This window comes from Pseudomonas sp. GW821-FHT09C09 (assembly GCF_059418105.1).
In genome coordinates this window covers 371,723-386,886 of the sequence record NZ_JBWKPF010000004.1, presented here as the reverse complement: position 1 = coordinate 386,886, position 15,164 = coordinate 371,723, and the positions used below count along the sequence as shown (strand labels likewise).

General features: G+C 62.2%; 12 protein-coding genes and 1 pseudogene. 11 read left to right on the top strand and 2 right to left on the bottom strand.

Going from position 1 to position 15,164, the window contains the following annotated elements; genetic code table 11:
• Nucleotides 1-88: 88 nt before the first annotated feature.
• From hutI to AC07NR_RS15195, 11 genes are all read left to right on the top strand, one after another.
• A complete protein-coding gene (hutI, locus tag AC07NR_RS15245; protein WP_495078874.1) occupies nucleotides 89-1,294 on the top strand; it encodes an imidazolonepropionase in 1,206 nt (401 codons plus the stop codon).
• A gap of 10 nt (nucleotides 1,295-1,304) precedes the next feature.
• Nucleotides 1,305-2,105 carry an N-formylglutamate deformylase gene (gene hutG / locus AC07NR_RS15240; protein WP_134825198.1) on the top strand — a complete coding sequence of 267 codons (801 nt, stop codon included), beginning with the start codon at nucleotides 1,305-1,307 and terminating at the stop codon, nucleotides 2,103-2,105.
• Nucleotides 2,106-2,253: 148 nt separating this feature from the next.
• Nucleotides 2,254-3,201: a choline ABC transporter substrate-binding protein gene (locus tag AC07NR_RS15235; RefSeq protein WP_085711033.1), complete on the top strand. Its 948-nt coding sequence runs from the start codon at nucleotides 2,254-2,256 to the stop codon at nucleotides 3,199-3,201.
• Nucleotides 3,201-4,106, top strand: coding sequence for an alpha/beta hydrolase (locus AC07NR_RS15230; protein WP_495078873.1), 906 nt, complete (start codon nucleotides 3,201-3,203; stop codon nucleotides 4,104-4,106). The genes AC07NR_RS15235 and AC07NR_RS15230 overlap by 1 nt, the downstream gene beginning before the upstream one ends.
• Before the next feature lie 104 nt (nucleotides 4,107-4,210).
• Nucleotides 4,211-5,182 (top strand): prolyl aminopeptidase, encoded by a 972-nt coding sequence (gene pip, locus AC07NR_RS15225; protein WP_007952436.1) that lies wholly within the window; start codon nucleotides 4,211-4,213, stop codon nucleotides 5,180-5,182.
• Nucleotides 5,179-5,616, top strand: a complete 438-nt coding sequence (gene dtd, locus AC07NR_RS15220) for a D-aminoacyl-tRNA deacylase (protein ID WP_065260939.1) — start codon at nucleotides 5,179-5,181, stop codon at nucleotides 5,614-5,616. The genes pip and dtd overlap by 4 nt, the downstream gene beginning before the upstream one ends.
• Nucleotides 5,617-5,937: 321 nt before the next feature.
• A complete protein-coding gene (locus AC07NR_RS15215) occupies nucleotides 5,938-7,752 on the top strand; it encodes a glucan biosynthesis protein G (protein ID WP_085711291.1) in 1,815 nt (604 codons plus the stop codon).
• Nucleotides 7,745-10,315 carry a glucans biosynthesis glucosyltransferase MdoH gene (mdoH, locus tag AC07NR_RS15210; RefSeq protein ID WP_119429550.1) on the top strand — a complete coding sequence of 857 codons (2,571 nt, stop codon included), beginning with the start codon at nucleotides 7,745-7,747 and terminating at the stop codon, nucleotides 10,313-10,315. The genes AC07NR_RS15215 and mdoH overlap by 8 nt, the downstream gene beginning before the upstream one ends.
• A gap of 189 nt (nucleotides 10,316-10,504) precedes the next feature.
• Complete coding sequence (locus tag AC07NR_RS15205; RefSeq protein ID WP_085711037.1) at nucleotides 10,505-11,302, top strand: transporter substrate-binding domain-containing protein; 798 nt, start codon at nucleotides 10,505-10,507, stop codon at nucleotides 11,300-11,302.
• 145 nt (nucleotides 11,303-11,447) lie between these two features.
• On the top strand, nucleotides 11,448-12,407 hold the full coding sequence (locus tag AC07NR_RS15200) for an amino acid ABC transporter permease (RefSeq protein ID WP_007952431.1): 960 nt from the start codon (nucleotides 11,448-11,450) through the stop codon (nucleotides 12,405-12,407).
• Nucleotides 12,400-13,134, top strand: coding sequence for an amino acid ABC transporter ATP-binding protein (locus AC07NR_RS15195; RefSeq protein WP_114881121.1), 735 nt, complete (start codon nucleotides 12,400-12,402; stop codon nucleotides 13,132-13,134). The genes AC07NR_RS15200 and AC07NR_RS15195 overlap by 8 nt, the downstream gene beginning before the upstream one ends.
• A 54-nt stretch (nucleotides 13,135-13,188) precedes the next feature.
• Here the strand turns inward: AC07NR_RS15195 and AC07NR_RS15190 are convergent, their stop codons facing one another.
• Nucleotides 13,189-13,902 (bottom strand): methyl-accepting chemotaxis protein, encoded by a 714-nt coding sequence (locus AC07NR_RS15190; protein ID WP_371320914.1) that lies wholly within the window; start codon nucleotides 13,900-13,902, stop codon nucleotides 13,189-13,191.
• Nucleotides 13,903-14,043: 141 nt separating this feature from the next.
• Nucleotides 14,044-14,988: pseudogene (locus AC07NR_RS15185) on the bottom strand (methyl-accepting chemotaxis protein); the annotation flags it as partial.
• Nucleotides 14,989-15,164: the final 176 nt, after the last annotated feature.

Genomic DNA, 15,164 nt, shown 5'->3' with positions numbered 1-15,164 from the left:
CAGCAGGCTGGCTCCCACAAGAGCACCGCGCAACCCGTGGGAGCCAGCCTGCTGGCGATTCGATTCTGAATACTGTGGAGACTAAGGGATGAAAACCCTCTGGCAACACTGCCACGTCGCAACCATGGCGCAAGGCGTCTACTCGATCATCGAGGATGCGGCCATCGTGACGTCCGGTGCACACATCGAGTGGATCGGCCCGCGCACTCAATTGCCGTCGGGCGAATACCCGGCGGTCAACGATCTGCAAGGCGCGTGGGTCACCCCCGGCCTGATCGACTGCCACACCCACACCGTGTTCGGCGGTAACCGCAGCGGTGAATTCGAGAAGCGCCTGCAAGGCGTCAGTTACGCCGAGATCGCCGCAGCCGGTGGCGGCATCGCCAGCACCGTGCGGGCGACGCGTGAAGCCTCGGAAGACGAGCTGTTCGCCAGCGCCGCCAAACGCCTGAAAAGCCTGATGCGCGACGGCGTGACCACGGTCGAAATGAAATCCGGCTACGGTCTCGACCTGGCCAGCGAGCGCAAGATCCTGCGGGTCATCCGCCGCCTCGCCGACGAACTGCCGATCAGCGTACGCAGCACCTGTCTGGCGGCTCACGCGTTGCCGCCGGAATACAAGGATCGCGCTGACGATTACATCGATCACATCTGCGCCGAAATGCTGCCCGCACTGGCCGCCGAAGGGCTGGTGGACGCGGTGGATGCTTTCTGCGAATACCTGGCGTTCTCCCCGGAGCAGGTCGAGCGTGTGTTCATCACCGCGCAAAAACTGGGTCTGCCGGTGAAGCTGCACGCCGAGCAATTGTCGTCGCTGCACGGCTCCAGCCTCGCGGCGCGCTATCACGCGTTGTCCGCCGATCACCTGGAGTTCATGGATGAAGACGACGCCATCGCCATGGCCAGGTCCGATACCGTCGCGGTGTTGTTGCCGGGGGCGTTTTACTTCCTGCGTGAAACCCAATTGCCGCCAATGGAAGCCCTGCGCAAGCACAAGGTGAAGATCGCCATTGCCAGCGACCTCAACCCCGGCACCTCGCCGGCACTGTCGTTGCGCCTGATGCTGAACATGGCCTGCACCTGTTTCCGCATGACCCCGGAAGAAGCTCTGGCCGGTGCCACCATTCATGCGGCGCAAGCCCTCGGCATGGCCGATACCCACGGTTCGCTGGAAGTCGGCAAGGTCGCGGATTTCGTCGCCTGGCAGATCGACCGGCCGGCGGATCTGGCTTACTGGCTGGGTGGTGAACTGGACAAACGCGTCGTGCGTCACGGCGTTGAATCAAGTCTGTAGGAGAGCGGTTGTGGATAAGGTTCTGAACTTCAAACAAGGTCGCGTGCCGCTGCTGATCAGCATGCCTCACGCGGGCGTGCGCCTGACCCCGGCGGTCGAGGCCGGGTTGATCCCGGACGCGAAAAGCCTGCCGGACACCGACTGGCATATTCCGCAGCTCTACGATTTCGCCGCCGAACTGGGCGCCAGCACCCTGGCGGCCGAGTATTCGCGGTTCGTCATCGATCTGAACCGGCCATCCGACGACAAGCCGTTGTATGCCGGCGCCACCACCGGGCTGTACCCGGCGACGCTGTTCGATGGCATTCCGTTGTTCAAGGAAGGCAAGGAACCGTCGAAAGAAGAACGCGCGACGTACCTTGAGCAGATCTGGACGCCGTACCACCGCACCTTGCAGGAAGAGCTGGCGCGGCTGAAGGCCGAGTTTGGTTACGCACTGTTGTTCGATGCGCACTCGATCCGTTCGATCATCCCGCACCTGTTCGACGGCAAGCTGCCGGACTTCAACCTCGGCACCTTCAACGGTGCCAGTTGCGATCCACAACTGGCCACGCAACTGGAAGCAATCTGCGCACGCCACGGCGATTACAGCCATGTGCTGAACGGACGCTTCAAGGGCGGCCACATCACCCGTCACTACGGCAACCCGGCCGAAAACATCCACGCCGTGCAACTGGAGCTGGGCCAGTGCACCTATATGGAAGAGTTCGAACCGTTCCGCTACCGCGCCGATCTGGCGGAGCCGACGCGGGTGGTGCTCAAGGAGTTGCTGCAAGGGCTGCTCGCCTGGGGCGCAAAGCACTACAACTGAGTCTGTTTTGGAGAGCGCCTGTCGCCACCGTGCAAATCCCGGTCGCCACAGGTCGCTTTTCCGTCTCGCCTGCTGCGTAATGTTTCGGCCACGGTGCAAGAAGACACCGATCCGAACAATAAACCGCTGCCGCACGAGACGATCCCACATGAAAAAACTGTTCACTCGTTGTGCGTTAATCCTCACCGGCAGTGCGCTGCTCAGCGCCGGCGCCATGGCTTCCGATGATGCATCCTGCAAAACCGTGCGCATGGGCGTGGTCAACTGGACCGACGTGATCGCCACCAGCGGCATGGCCGACGTGCTGCTCAACGGTCTCGGTTATGAAAGCAAGCAGACCAGCGCCGTGCAGCAAATCATCTTTGCCGGCATCCGCGATAAACGCCTGGATATCTTCCTCGGTTACTGGAAGCCGGCGATGGACAAGAACATCGCGCCGTTCCTGGCTGCCAATCAAGTCAAAGTGATGGACAAGCCAAGCCTGGCGGATGCTCAGGCGACGCTGGCAGTGCCGGATTACGTCGCGGCGGCAGGGCTGAAAACCTTCGGCGACATCGCAAAATTCAAGGATCAGCTCGGCGGCAAGATCTACGGCATCGAGCCTGGCAGCGGCGCCAACACCACGATCAAGACCATGATCGAAACCAACCATTTCGGCCTGAAGGATTTCAAGATCATCGAGTCCGGTGAAGCCGGCATGCTCGCCGCCGTGCAGCGGGCGGTGAACCGCAAGGAATTCGTGGTGTTCGTCGGCTGGACGCCGCACCCGATGAACATCAACATGAAAATCACCTACTTGACCGGCAGCGAAGACGTCTACGGCCCGAACGAAGGCGCCGCCACCGTTTCCACCGTCACCGCGCCGGACTACGCCGAGCGCTGCCCGAACGTTCATCGACTGCTGGAAAACCTGACCTTCACCGCCGCCCAGGAAAGCCAGCTGATGGTGCCGATCATGGAGCGCAAGACACCTCAGGAAGTGGCGAAGACCTGGCTGCGTGAGCATCCGCAAGATCTGCAGCGCTGGCTGGCGGGGGTCAGCAGTTTCGACGGCAAGGACGGCGTGGCCACGGTCCAGGCCAGCCTGAAAAACTGATGGGCAGTTATCCACTTTCACCGGCGATGGCGGCGTTCGTCGCCAGAACCGAAAGCTTCGCCAGTGATGACAGCAGCTTCGCCGGATTGCGCCGTGGCTATGACGAGATGTGCCGGGCGTTCACCCCGCCGCGGCCGGCAGGGCTTGAGGTAGAGGACTTTCGGTTGGGCGTGGTGCCGGTCCGCGCTTATCGCCCACCCGTGGCGTCACCGTCTTGCGTGGTGTACCTGCACGGTGGTGGCTGGGTAGTCGGCGGGCTCGATTCCCACGACTTCATCTGCTGCGAACTGGCCATGGCGCTGGGGGCGATGGTGGTGGCGGTGGATTATCGGCTGGCGCCCGAGCATCCGTTTCCCGCCGGGTTCGACGATTGCCTGAGTGTCTGGCGTGCCCTGCGCAGCGGATCGCTCGGCGTCGACCCCGAGCGCATGCTGGTGGCCGGCGACAGCGCCGGCGGCAATCTCGCTGCTGCGTTGTGCCTGGCCCTGCGCGATGCCGGCGAAGCGCCGCCTAAAGCCCAGGTGCTGATCTATCCCGGACTGGGCGGTGACGAACAACTGCCGTCGCGCAGCGAGTGCAGCGATGCGCCGTTACTCTCCAGCAGCGACGTGGATTGTTATCACGCGTTGTACCTGCGCGGCACGCCACAGCCGAATGCCCGGGCCATGCCGTTGTTTGCCGATGACTTCAGCGGACTGCCCCCGGCCTGGATCGCCGTGGCGCAGTTCGATCCGTTGCGCGACGACGGTGTGCGCTACGCCGAACGACTGTCCGCCGCCGGGGGCGAGGCCACGCTGTATTACGGCGAAGGGCTGGTGCACGGCTGCCTGCGGGCGCGGCATCAGGCCGCCGAAGTCGATCGCCTCTACGAAAACCTGCTGGGGTTCATGGCTGACAAAATGTGACAGCGTGCGGGCATGCTCATTGACGTAAATCGGGTTTATGATGCCGGACGGCAGAATAATAGAAGTCCCCCCAGGGATGACCTCGACCCCTTACGGAGCGCGCAATGCAGACTTTGTTTCCGCAGATCAAACCTCACGCACGGCACGATCTGGCCGTCGACGACACCCATACGCTGTACGTCGACGAAAGCGGTTCACCGGAAGGTTTGCCGGTGGTGTTCATCCATGGTGGCCCGGGCGCCGGGTGCGATGCCCAGAGCCGTCGCTACTTCGATCCGAACCTGTATCGCATCGTCACCTTCGACCAGCGTGGTTGCGGACGCTCCACCCCCCACGCCAGTCTGGAAAACAACACCACCTGGGATCTGGTCGAAGACCTCGAGCGCATCCGCAAACATCTGGGCATCGATAAATGGGTGCTGTTCGGCGGCTCCTGGGGTTCGACTCTGGCGCTGGCTTACGCGCAGACCCACCCGGAGCGTGTGCATGGTTTGATCCTGCGTGGGATCTTTCTCTGCCGTCCGCAGGAAATCGAATGGTTCTACCAGGCCGGGGCCAGCCGTCTGTTCCCCGATTACTGGCAGGACTACCTCGCGCCGATCCCGCTGGACGAGCGCGACGATTTGCTCAGCGCCTTCCACAAGCGCCTGACCGGCAACGACCAGATCGCCCAGATGCATGCCGCCAAGGCCTGGTCGACCTGGGAAGGGCGCACCGCGACCCTGCGCCCGAACCCGCTGGTGGTCGACCGTTTCTCCGAGCCGCAGCGCGCCTTGTCGATTGCGCGGATCGAATGCCACTACTTCACCAACAACGCCTTCCTCGAACCGAACCAGCTGATTCGCGACATGGGCAAGATCGCTCATTTGCCGGGCGTGATCATCCATGGCCGTTACGACGTGATCTGCCCGCTCGACAATGCGTGGGAGCTGCATCAGGCCTGGCCGAACAGCGAGCTGCAGGTGATCCGCGATGCCGGTCACGCTGCGTCCGAACCGGGCATCACCGATGCACTGGTGCGCGCCGCCAGCAAAATGGCCCGGCGCCTGCTCGACCTGCCGCCCGAAGAAGCATGAAGGGGCTTTTGCAGCGCGTGAAAGGCGCGCGGGTCGAAGTGGCGGGGGAGGTGGTCGGCAGCGTCGATCAGGGTTTGCTGGTGCTGGTGGCGGTCGAACCCGACGACACGCAGGCCAGCGCCGACAAACTTCTGCATAAGCTGCTTAACTATCGAGTATTCAGTGACGCCGAGGGCAAGATGAATCTGTCTTTGGCGGATGTGGGCGGCGGGCTGCTGCTGGTCTCTCAGTTCACCCTGGCTGCCGACACCAAAAGCGGGCTGCGTCCGAGTTTCTCGACCGCCGCCCCTCCGGCGCTGGGCGAGGAATTGTTCGACTATCTATTAAGCAAAGCGAAACAGATGCATGGCACTGTGGCATCAGGTAGATTCGGCGCGGATATGCAGGTGCACCTGGTCAACGATGGCCCGGTAACCTTCCTGTTACAGACATGAAAGCGCTTGAAACAAGTTTTTAAGGGCTTTTCGACTGAAAACAGGGAATTTTCGCGATAAATACTTTGTTACCCCTGATGCGTTGTCACGCGGGCTACTAGATAATCGCGCGCTACGGGGATCAGCGTTCGTTGGTCCATTTTGACTTAGGTAGAGACTTGTCCGGATCCGATTGGGGAATCATTTCGACCCAGCGGAGTCGGAACAATGCTCGCCAACTTGGCAAGGGTGCCCTGCAAGGCCGGTATTTTTGTACCGAAAACCTCACAGGCACTTCATCTGGCCGTTGGTTTATTGATCTGTTTTCGGCGAGGGTTGCTCGTGATTGTTAGTCCCTGTAATGCAGCAAAATTGTCTGCCAAACGCTTGCGCAGCGCTCTGGTAGCGGGCTCGGCAGTGCTCTGCCTGCTCAGCGCCGGCCAGCTTTGGGCATTCAATCTTGACGATGTGTCGGCCAAGGCCAAAGAGCTGGCCGGGCAAAAATTCGAAGCCCCGCGCAGCAACCTGCCGAACGAATTCCGTGACATGAAGTTCGCGGACTATCAGAAGATTCGTTTCCGCACCGAAAAAGCCGAATGGGCCGACCAGAAGAACCCGTTCAAGCTGTCCTTCTATCATCAGGGCATGCACTTCGATACGCCGGTGAAAATCAACGAAATCACCGCGAACACCGTCGAAGAGATCAAATACGATCCGAGCCGTTTCGATTTCGGCGATCTGCAGTTCGATCCTAAGGCCACCGAACAACTGGGCTATGCCGGTTTCCGTGTGCTGTACCCGATCAACAAGGCTGACAAGCAAGACGAAATCATGACCATGCTGGGCGCGAGCTACTTCCGCGTCGTCGGCAAGGGTCACACCTACGGTCTGTCGGCCCGTGGCCTGGCGATCGATACCGCTCTGCCGTCCGGCGAAGAATTCCCGCGTTTTCGCGAGTTCTGGATTCAGCAGCCGAAGCCGGGCGACAAGCACCTGGTGATCTTCGCCCTGCTGGACTCGCCGCGCGCGACCGGCGCCTACCGCCTGATCCTGCGCCCGGGCAGCGACACCATTGTCGACGTCAAAGGTCAGATGTTCCTGCGTGACAAGGTCGGCAAGCTCGGCATCGCGCCGCTGACCAGCATGTTCCTGTTCGGCGCCAACCAGCCGTCGAAAGTGCTCAACTACCGTCGCGAACTGCACGACTCCAGCGGTCTGTCGATCCATGCCGGCAACGGCGAGTGGATCTGGCGTCCTCTGAACAACCCTAAACATCTGGCGGTGAGCCAGTTCAGCGTCGAAAACCCGCGTGGTTTCGGTCTGCTGCAGCGTGGCCGTGACTTCAGCCACTACGAAGACCTCGACGACCGCTACGACAAGCGTCCAAGCGCCTGGATCGAGCCGAAGGGCGACTGGGGCAAAGGTACCGTCGATCTGGTCGAGATCCCGACCGCCGACGAAACCAACGACAACATCGTTGCGTTCTGGAACCCGGAAAAACTGCCGGAGCCAGGCCAGCCGCTGGACTTCGCCTACCGCATGCACTGGACCATGGACGAAGCGGCGATTCACGCGCCGGACAGCGCCTGGGTCAAGCAGACCCTGCGTTCGACTGGTGACGTCAAGCAATCGAACCTGATCCGTCAGCCGGATGGCAGCGTTGCCTATCTGGTCGATTTCGAAGGCCCGTCCCTGGCGGCTCTGGCCCCGGATGCGGACGTTCGCAGCCAGGTCAGCGTCGGCGACAACGCCGAACTGGTCGAGAACAGCGTGCGCTACAACCCTGAAACCAAGGGCTGGCGCCTGACCCTGCGGATGAAGATCAAGGACGCGAGCAAGTCGACCGAGATGCGTGCCGCACTGGTGCAGAACATCGTTCCGGCCGATCTGGCCAAGACCTCGCTGCCGGCTTCCAACTCCTCGGTTGCCAAGGCCGACAAGATCGCCGCCAAGCAACAGGAAAAAGCCGACAAGGAAGCCAAGGCCGCCGAAGCCAAACAGGCCGACGCCAAGCCAGCGGCAGATGCCAAGGACAAGGCCAACAAAGACGCCAAGCAGCCAGCGGCTGCGGACGCGGCCCCAGCCACACCGGAACCGGCCTCGACTGAAGAAGTCCTGACCGAGACCTGGAGCTATCAGTTGCCTGCCGATGAGTAACTCTCAAGTACAGCCAGAGACTCTGTCCGAGTATCTGGCGCATCTGCCGATGACCGACGAGCAGCGCGCGGAACTCGCGGGCTGCCAGTCCTTCAGCGAATTGCATCAACGCCTGTCGTCCTCGACGTTCGACGCGCCGACCGAAGCCGCCCAGGCTTCGGTGGGCAAGCGCCTGACCCTGAGCACTGCCGAAGAGCTGGAAGACGCGGAAATGCTGGTGCTCGACGCCAGCGGCCGGGTCAGCCTCAAGGCCACGCCGCCGATCCGTCGGACCAAGGTCGTGCCGGAGCCATGGCGCACCAATATCCTGGTGCGTGGCTGGCGTCGCCTGACCGGCCGGACCAACCCGCCGCAGCCGCCGAAAGACCAGAACGTGCTGCCGGCCGCCCGCTGGCGCACCGTCGGTTCGATCCGTCGCTACATCCTGCTGATCCTGATGCTCGGCCAGACCATCGTCGCCGGCTGGTACATGAAAGGCATCATGCCGTACCAGGGCTGGTCGTTCGTCGACCTGGAAGAAGTCCTGCATCAACCGCTGCTGCAAACCGCCACGCAAGTGCTGCCGTATGCGCTGCAGACCAGCATCCTGATCATGTTCGGGATTCTGTTCTGCTGGGTGTCGGCCGGTTTCTGGACCGCGCTGATGGGCTTCCTCGAGTTGCTCACCGGCCACGATAAATACCGGATCTCCGGTAAAAGTGCTGGCAACGAGCCGATTCCGAAAGACGCGCGCACCGCACTGGTGATGCCGATCTGTAACGAAGACGTGCCTCGGGTGTTCGCCGGTCTGCGCGCGACCTTCGAGTCCGTCGCGGCCACCGGTGACCTGGATCGCTTCGACTTCTTCGTGCTCAGCGACAGTAACGACACCGATATCTGTGTTGCCGAACAACAGGCCTGGCTGGACGTTTGCCGTGAAGCCAAGGGCTTCGGCAAGATCTTCTATCGCCGCCGTCGTCGTCGCGTCAAACGCAAAAGCGGCAACCTCGACGACTTCTGCCGTCGCTGGGGTGGTGACTACAAGTACATGGTCGTGCTCGACGCCGACTCGGTGATGAGCGGCGAGTGCCTGACCAGTCTGGTGCGCCTGATGGAGGCGACTCCGGACGCGGGCATCATCCAGACCGCGCCGCGCGCTTCGGGCATGGACACGCTGTATGCGCGCATGCAGCAGTTCGCCACTCGCGTTTACGGCCCGCTGTTCACTGCCGGCCTGCACTTCTGGCAGCTGGGTGAATCCCACTACTGGGGTCACAACGCGATCATCCGCATGAAGCCGTTCATCGACCACTGCGCCCTGGCGCCGTTGCCGGGCAAAGGTGCGTTCTCCGGTGCGATCCTTTCTCACGACTTCGTCGAAGCCGCGCTGATGCGCCGTGCCGGCTGGGGCGTGTGGATTGCCTACGACCTGCCGGGCAGCTACGAAGAACTGCCGCCGAACCTGCTCGACGAACTCAAGCGTGATCGTCGCTGGTGCCATGGCAACCTGATGAACTTCCGCCTGTTCCTGGTTAAAGGCATGCACCCGGTGCACCGCGCGGTGTTCCTGACCGGCGTTATGTCTTACCTGTCGGCACCGCTGTGGTTCTTCTTCCTGGTGCTGTCCACCGCGCTGCTGGCGGTGAACACGCTGATGGAGCCGCAGTACTTCCTCGAACCGCGCCAGCTCTATCCGCTGTGGCCGCAATGGCACCCGGACAAGGCGATCGCGCTGTTCTCGACGACCATCGTGCTGTTGTTCCTGCCGAAGCTGTTGAGCATCATCCTGATCTGGGCCAAGGGCGCGAAAGAGTTCGGCGGCAAGTTCAAGGTGACCCTGTCGATGCTGCTGGAGATGCTGTTCTCCATGTTGCTGGCGCCAGTGCGGATGATTTTCCACACCCGCTTCGTCCTGGCCGCGTTCCTCGGCTGGGCCGCGACCTGGAACTCGCCGCAGCGTGACGACGACTCCACGCCATGGAGCGAAGCAGTCAAGCGCCACGGTCCGCAGACCCTGCTGGGCTTCTTCTGGGCGCTGCTGGTGATCTGGCTGAACCCGAGCTTCCTGTGGTGGCTGGTGCCGATCGTCGGTTCGCTGATGCTGTCGATTCCGGTGTCGGTGATTTCCAGTCGTGTGGGCCTGGGCCTCAAATCCCGTGACGAGAGCCTGTTCCTCATCCCCGAGGAATACAATCCGCCACAGGCACTGCTGGCTACCGATCAGTACACTCACGAAAACCGTTGGCACGCGCTGAACGACGGCTTCGTCCGCGCCGTGGTCGATCCACAACAGAACGCCCTGGCGTGCTCGCTGGCGACCTCGCGTCACGGTCAGGCCGAGCCGATCGAGTGGCTGCGTCAGGAGCGTGTGCGTCACGCGATCAAGGTCGGCCCGGCCGGGCTGAACAACCATGATCGCCTGCAACTGCTGAGCGATCCGGTGGCCCTGGCCCGTCTGCATGAGCAGGTGTGGGCCGAAGGTCACGCCGAGTGGCTGGATGCATGGCGGGCTTCGGTGAAAGCCGATCCCCATGCGCCGTTGCTGCCGCTCAAGCCTGTGAGTTTGCAGGCGCAACCGGCCTGATGAAGAAACCCCGCGAAAGCGGGGTTTTTTTTGCCTGCCGAATGCTGGCATCGGTCAGCCACTCATGAAAAAACCTTGTGCAAACGGACGAGTGCGTTAGCATCCGTCCCCGAATTGGCGCACCCGGACACTTTTGTCCATCTCTGTCGGTTTTCGCGCCGCAAACGCAATGGTTTTGGGGACTTGAAGATGAAGAAGTATCTGTCGATGCTGCTGGTCGGCGTCACGGCACTGGTTGCAGTCAATGCGGCGCAGGCCGGCGCAATCGATGACGCGGTCAAGCGCGGCACCTTGAAAGTCGGCATGGACCCGACCTACATGCCGTTCGAGATGACTAACAAGCGCGGCGAGATCATCGGTTTCGAAGTCGACATCCTCAAAGCCATGTCCAAGGCCATGGGCGTCAAGCTGGAGCTGGTTTCGACCGGTTACGACGGTATCATCCCGGCGCTGATGACCGACAAGTTCGACATGATCGGCAGCGGCATGACCCTGACCCAGGAACGCAACCTGCGCCTGAACTTCAGCGAACCGTTCATTGTGGTCGGCCAGACCCTGCTGATCCGCAAGGAGCTGGAAGGCACCATCAAGTCCTATAAAGACCTGAACACCGCCGACTACCGCATCACCTCCAAACTCGGCACCACCGGCGAAATGGTCGCCAAGAAGCTGATCGCCAAGGCCAAGTACCACGGCTACGACAACGAGCAGGAAGCCGTGCTCGACGTGGTCAACGGCAAGGCTGACGCCTTCATCTACGACGCGCCGTACAACGTGGTCGCGGTGAACAAGGTCGGCGCCGGCAAACTGGTGTTCCTCGACAAGCCGTTCACCTACGAGCCGCTGGCCTTCGGTCTGAAGAAGGGTGACTACGACAGCATCAACTTCATCAACAACTTCCTGCACCAGATCCACGAAGACGGCACCTACGATCGCATCCATGACAAGTGGTTCAAGAGCACCGAGTGGCTCAAGGACATGGAATAACTCGGTCCTATAGACCGAGTCGCCCCATTCGCGAGCAAGCTCGCTCCCACAGTGATCGGTGTGTCTGACCCGGTCCCTTGTGGGAGCGGGCTTGCCCGCGAAGGCGGCCTCCCCGGCGACACAACTTTCGGATTTCGCTAAACCCATGAAACAGAAAAAAGCCCAATGGCCCTGGCACGTCCTGACCGTGCTGGTGCTGGTCGGCCTGGCTGGCGCGCTGTATTACGCCACGTCGCTGATGTCCTACGAATGGCGCTGGAACCGCGTGCCGCAGTACTTCGCCTATCAGGCCGAGGAAACCCAGCGCGCGACTGACATCTCCACCGTCAGCGAACTGGTGCGCAAGGGCGGCAGCGCGCAGGTTACCCTGCGCAACGATGCCGGTGACGAGCAGCACCTGACCGTCGACGAAAACAGCCTGCAATTCGCCCAGGGCGACGATGTGGCTGAAGGCGACGTCGTGGGTGTGACCCGGCATTGGGCGGCGGGGCCGCTGCTGTGGGGCCTGTGGACGACGCTTTGGCTGTCGGTGGTGTCCGGCGTGCTGGGGCTGCTGATCGGTCTGGCGACCGGGCTGTGCCGCTTGTCGAGCAACCCGACCCTGCGCGACCTGTCGACGATCTATGTCGAACTGGTGCGCGGCACGCCGCTGCTGGTGCAGATCTTCATTTTCTACTTCTTCATCGGCACGGTGATGAACCTGTCCCGGGAGTTCGCCGGGATCGCTGCGCTGTCGCTGTTCACCGGCGCCTACGTGGCGGAAATCATCCGTTCCGGCGTGCAGTCGATTGCCCGCGGGCAGAACGAAGCGGCCCGTTCGCTGGGTCTGAGCGCCGGCCAGTCGATGCGCCATGTGGTGCTGCCGCAGGCGTTCAAACGCGTGCTGCCGCCGCTGGCCGGACAGTTCATCAGTCTGGTGAAGGACACTTCGCTGGTGTCGGTGATTGCGATTACTGAGCTGCTGAAGAGCGGCCGTGAAGTGATCACCACCTCGTTTTCGCCGTTCGAAATCCTGTTCTGCGTGGCCGGCCTGTACCTGTTGATCAACCTGCCGCTGTCGAAAATCGCCAGCCGGCTTGAGCGGAGGCTCGCGCAAAGTGATTGAAGTCCGCGATCTGGTAAAAGTCTTCGACACCCGGGGTCAGGTGGTGCGCGCCGTGGATCACGTCAGCACCAATGTGGCCAAGGGCGAAGTGCTGGTGGTGCTCGGCCCGTCCGGTTCCGGCAAGTCGACCTTCCTGCGCTGCCTCAATGGCCTGGAAGAGTTCGATTCCGGTTCGGTGAGCATCGACGGCCTGCAACTGGCCGACCCGAAAACCGACGTCAACGCCTACCGCCGCGAAGTCGGCATGGTGTTCCAGCATTTCAATCTGTTCCCGCACATGACCGTGCTGGAAAACCTGTGCCTGGCGCAGAAAGTCGTGCGCAAGCGCGGCCAGAAGGAAAGCGAGGCCAAGGCCCTGGCGTTGCTGGAGAAGGTCGGGATTGCGCAGAAGGCCCGCGAATACCCTTCGCGTCTGTCCGGCGGTCAGCAGCAACGCGTGGCGATTGCCCGGGCGTTGGCGATGGACCCGAAGGTCATGCTGTTCGACGAGCCGACCTCGGCCCTCGACCCGGAAATGGTCGGTGAAGTGCTGGACGTGATGAAGAATCTGGCCGTGGAAGGCATGACCATGGTCTGCGTGACCCACGAAATGGGCTTTGCCCGGGAAGTGGCGGACCGGGTGCTGTTCTTCGATCACGGCAAACTGCTGGAAGATGCTTCGCCGACGGAATTCTTCGACGCGCCGAAGGATCCGCGAGCCCAGGCGTTCCTGCGGCAAGTCCTCTAAACGCAGGGCAAAAAAAATCGCAGCCAATGGCTGCGATTTTTTTGTTTGCGCGGTTTAAACCTTGAACCGCCCCACCAGCGTTTGCAGGTGAGTGCCCAGGCGCGCCAGTTCGACGCTGGACGCCGCCGTCTCTTCACTCGCTGCCGACGTCTGATCCGACACATCCCGCACGTTCAGCACGCTGCGGTTGATCTCTTCGGCCACGGCGCTCTGCTGCTCGGCCGCCGCGGCGATCTGCTGGTTCATCGCCTGAATTGCCGAGACGGTGCGGGTGATGCTTTCCAGCGAACCACCGGCACGGCGGGTCAGCTCGACGCTGCTGTCGGTCAGGGTACGGCTGTTGTCCATGATCGTCGCCACTTGCTGGGTGCCGTTCTGCAGGCCGACGATCAGCTCTTCGATCTCTTCGGTGGACTTCTGGGTGCGCTGGGCGAGGCTGCGGACTTCGTCGGCGACCACCGCAAAACCGCGACCGGCTTCACCGGCACGGGCCGCTTCGATGGCGGCGTTGAGGGCCAGCAGGTTGGTTTGCTGGGCCACGGACTTGATCACGTCGAGCACGCTGCCGATCTTGTCGCTTTCGCGCTTGAGCTCGCCCATGGCCTCGGTGGAATGGCCGACTTCAGTGGCCAGACGTTCGATCTGGGCAATGGCTTCACCGACCACCTTGTCGCCTTCGCGGGCCTGCTGGTCAGCGGCGACGGCGGCTTCCGAAGCCTCCTCGGCGTTTCGCGCGACTTCCTGCACGGTGGCAGCCATTTCGTTCATGGCGGTGGCGACCTGATCGGTCTCGACTTTCTGATTGTTCACGCCGGCGCTGGTCTGTTCGGTCACGGCGGACAGTTCTTCGGCGGCGCTGGCGATCTGGGTGACGCCGTCGCTGATGCCGCCGATCAGTTCGCGCAGACCCTGGGTCATGCTCTGCATCGAACGCTGCAACTGGCCGAGTTCGTCGCGGCGCTGGGAGATCAGGTTGTGGGTCAGGTCGCCGGAGGCTACGCGTTCGGCGACTTTCAGGGTCTGGTTCAGTGGAATGATGATCTGTCGGGTAATCGCCCAGGCGGCCAGCAGACCGAAGGCCACGGCCAGCAGGGTGGCGATCAGCAACTGGTTCTTGGCGCTGGCGGCGTCGGTGTCGCGAACGACGGTCTGGGATTCGGTGAGCTGCTTGCTGACATCGAGCAGGATGTCGCCCTGCACCGACATGCGGGCCAGAGCCTTGGCGCTGGCCACCTGAGAGTCGCGGAACTGGCTGACGGCTGCGCGATAGGCCTTGAGCGAGTCGGTGGCCTGTTGCAGGTTGGCGATGTGTTGCTCGGGCAGTTTGGCCGGCAGGGTCTCGAGGTTTTTCAGGGCGTTGTCGATGGCGTCGAGGGCCGGTTGCTCGGCTTCGGTCTTGCCGCTGTAGGTGTAGCCACGGACCTGGAAGCGCGCCTGCTGGATCAGCTTGCTCAGGTCGATCACCGCGTTGAACTGGGCAACGCTGTCGCCCTGCAGCATGGATTTTTCGACTTCGGCGACCTTGGCCACGGCGTTGTCGGCGGTGGCGCCCAGCTTGCTGCGGGCATCTTCGCGGTTGGCGCCGGCCTGCACCATGTCGGCGAAGGCGCGTTTGTACTCGGCGACGGCCGCCAGTTGCTGATCGACTTTCGTTGCGTCCGACGGTTGCTCGATCAGGCTGCGAGCGGTCTGCAGTCCGCTGTCAAGTTTGCCGAGCAGGTCATTGACCGCGCCCGGGCCTTGTTCGCCACGGCGCATTTCGTAGTCCAGGCGCGCCAGACGCAGGTCCTTGGTCAGCTCGTTGAGGCTGGAGATGAAACCGAGTTTGTCACCGCGGCTGATGATGCCGCTCATGCCGGTCCAGCCGGTGAAGGTGATCAACAGCGTCAGCAGCAGCACCAGGCCGAAACCGATGCCCAGCTTGCGTTTGACGCTGACGTTTCCAAGATTCTCGGCTAACCAACGGTACATGCGACGACTCCCCTCGGACCACTAATTGGACTTATGGAGACTGTATCGGCTGGATGATG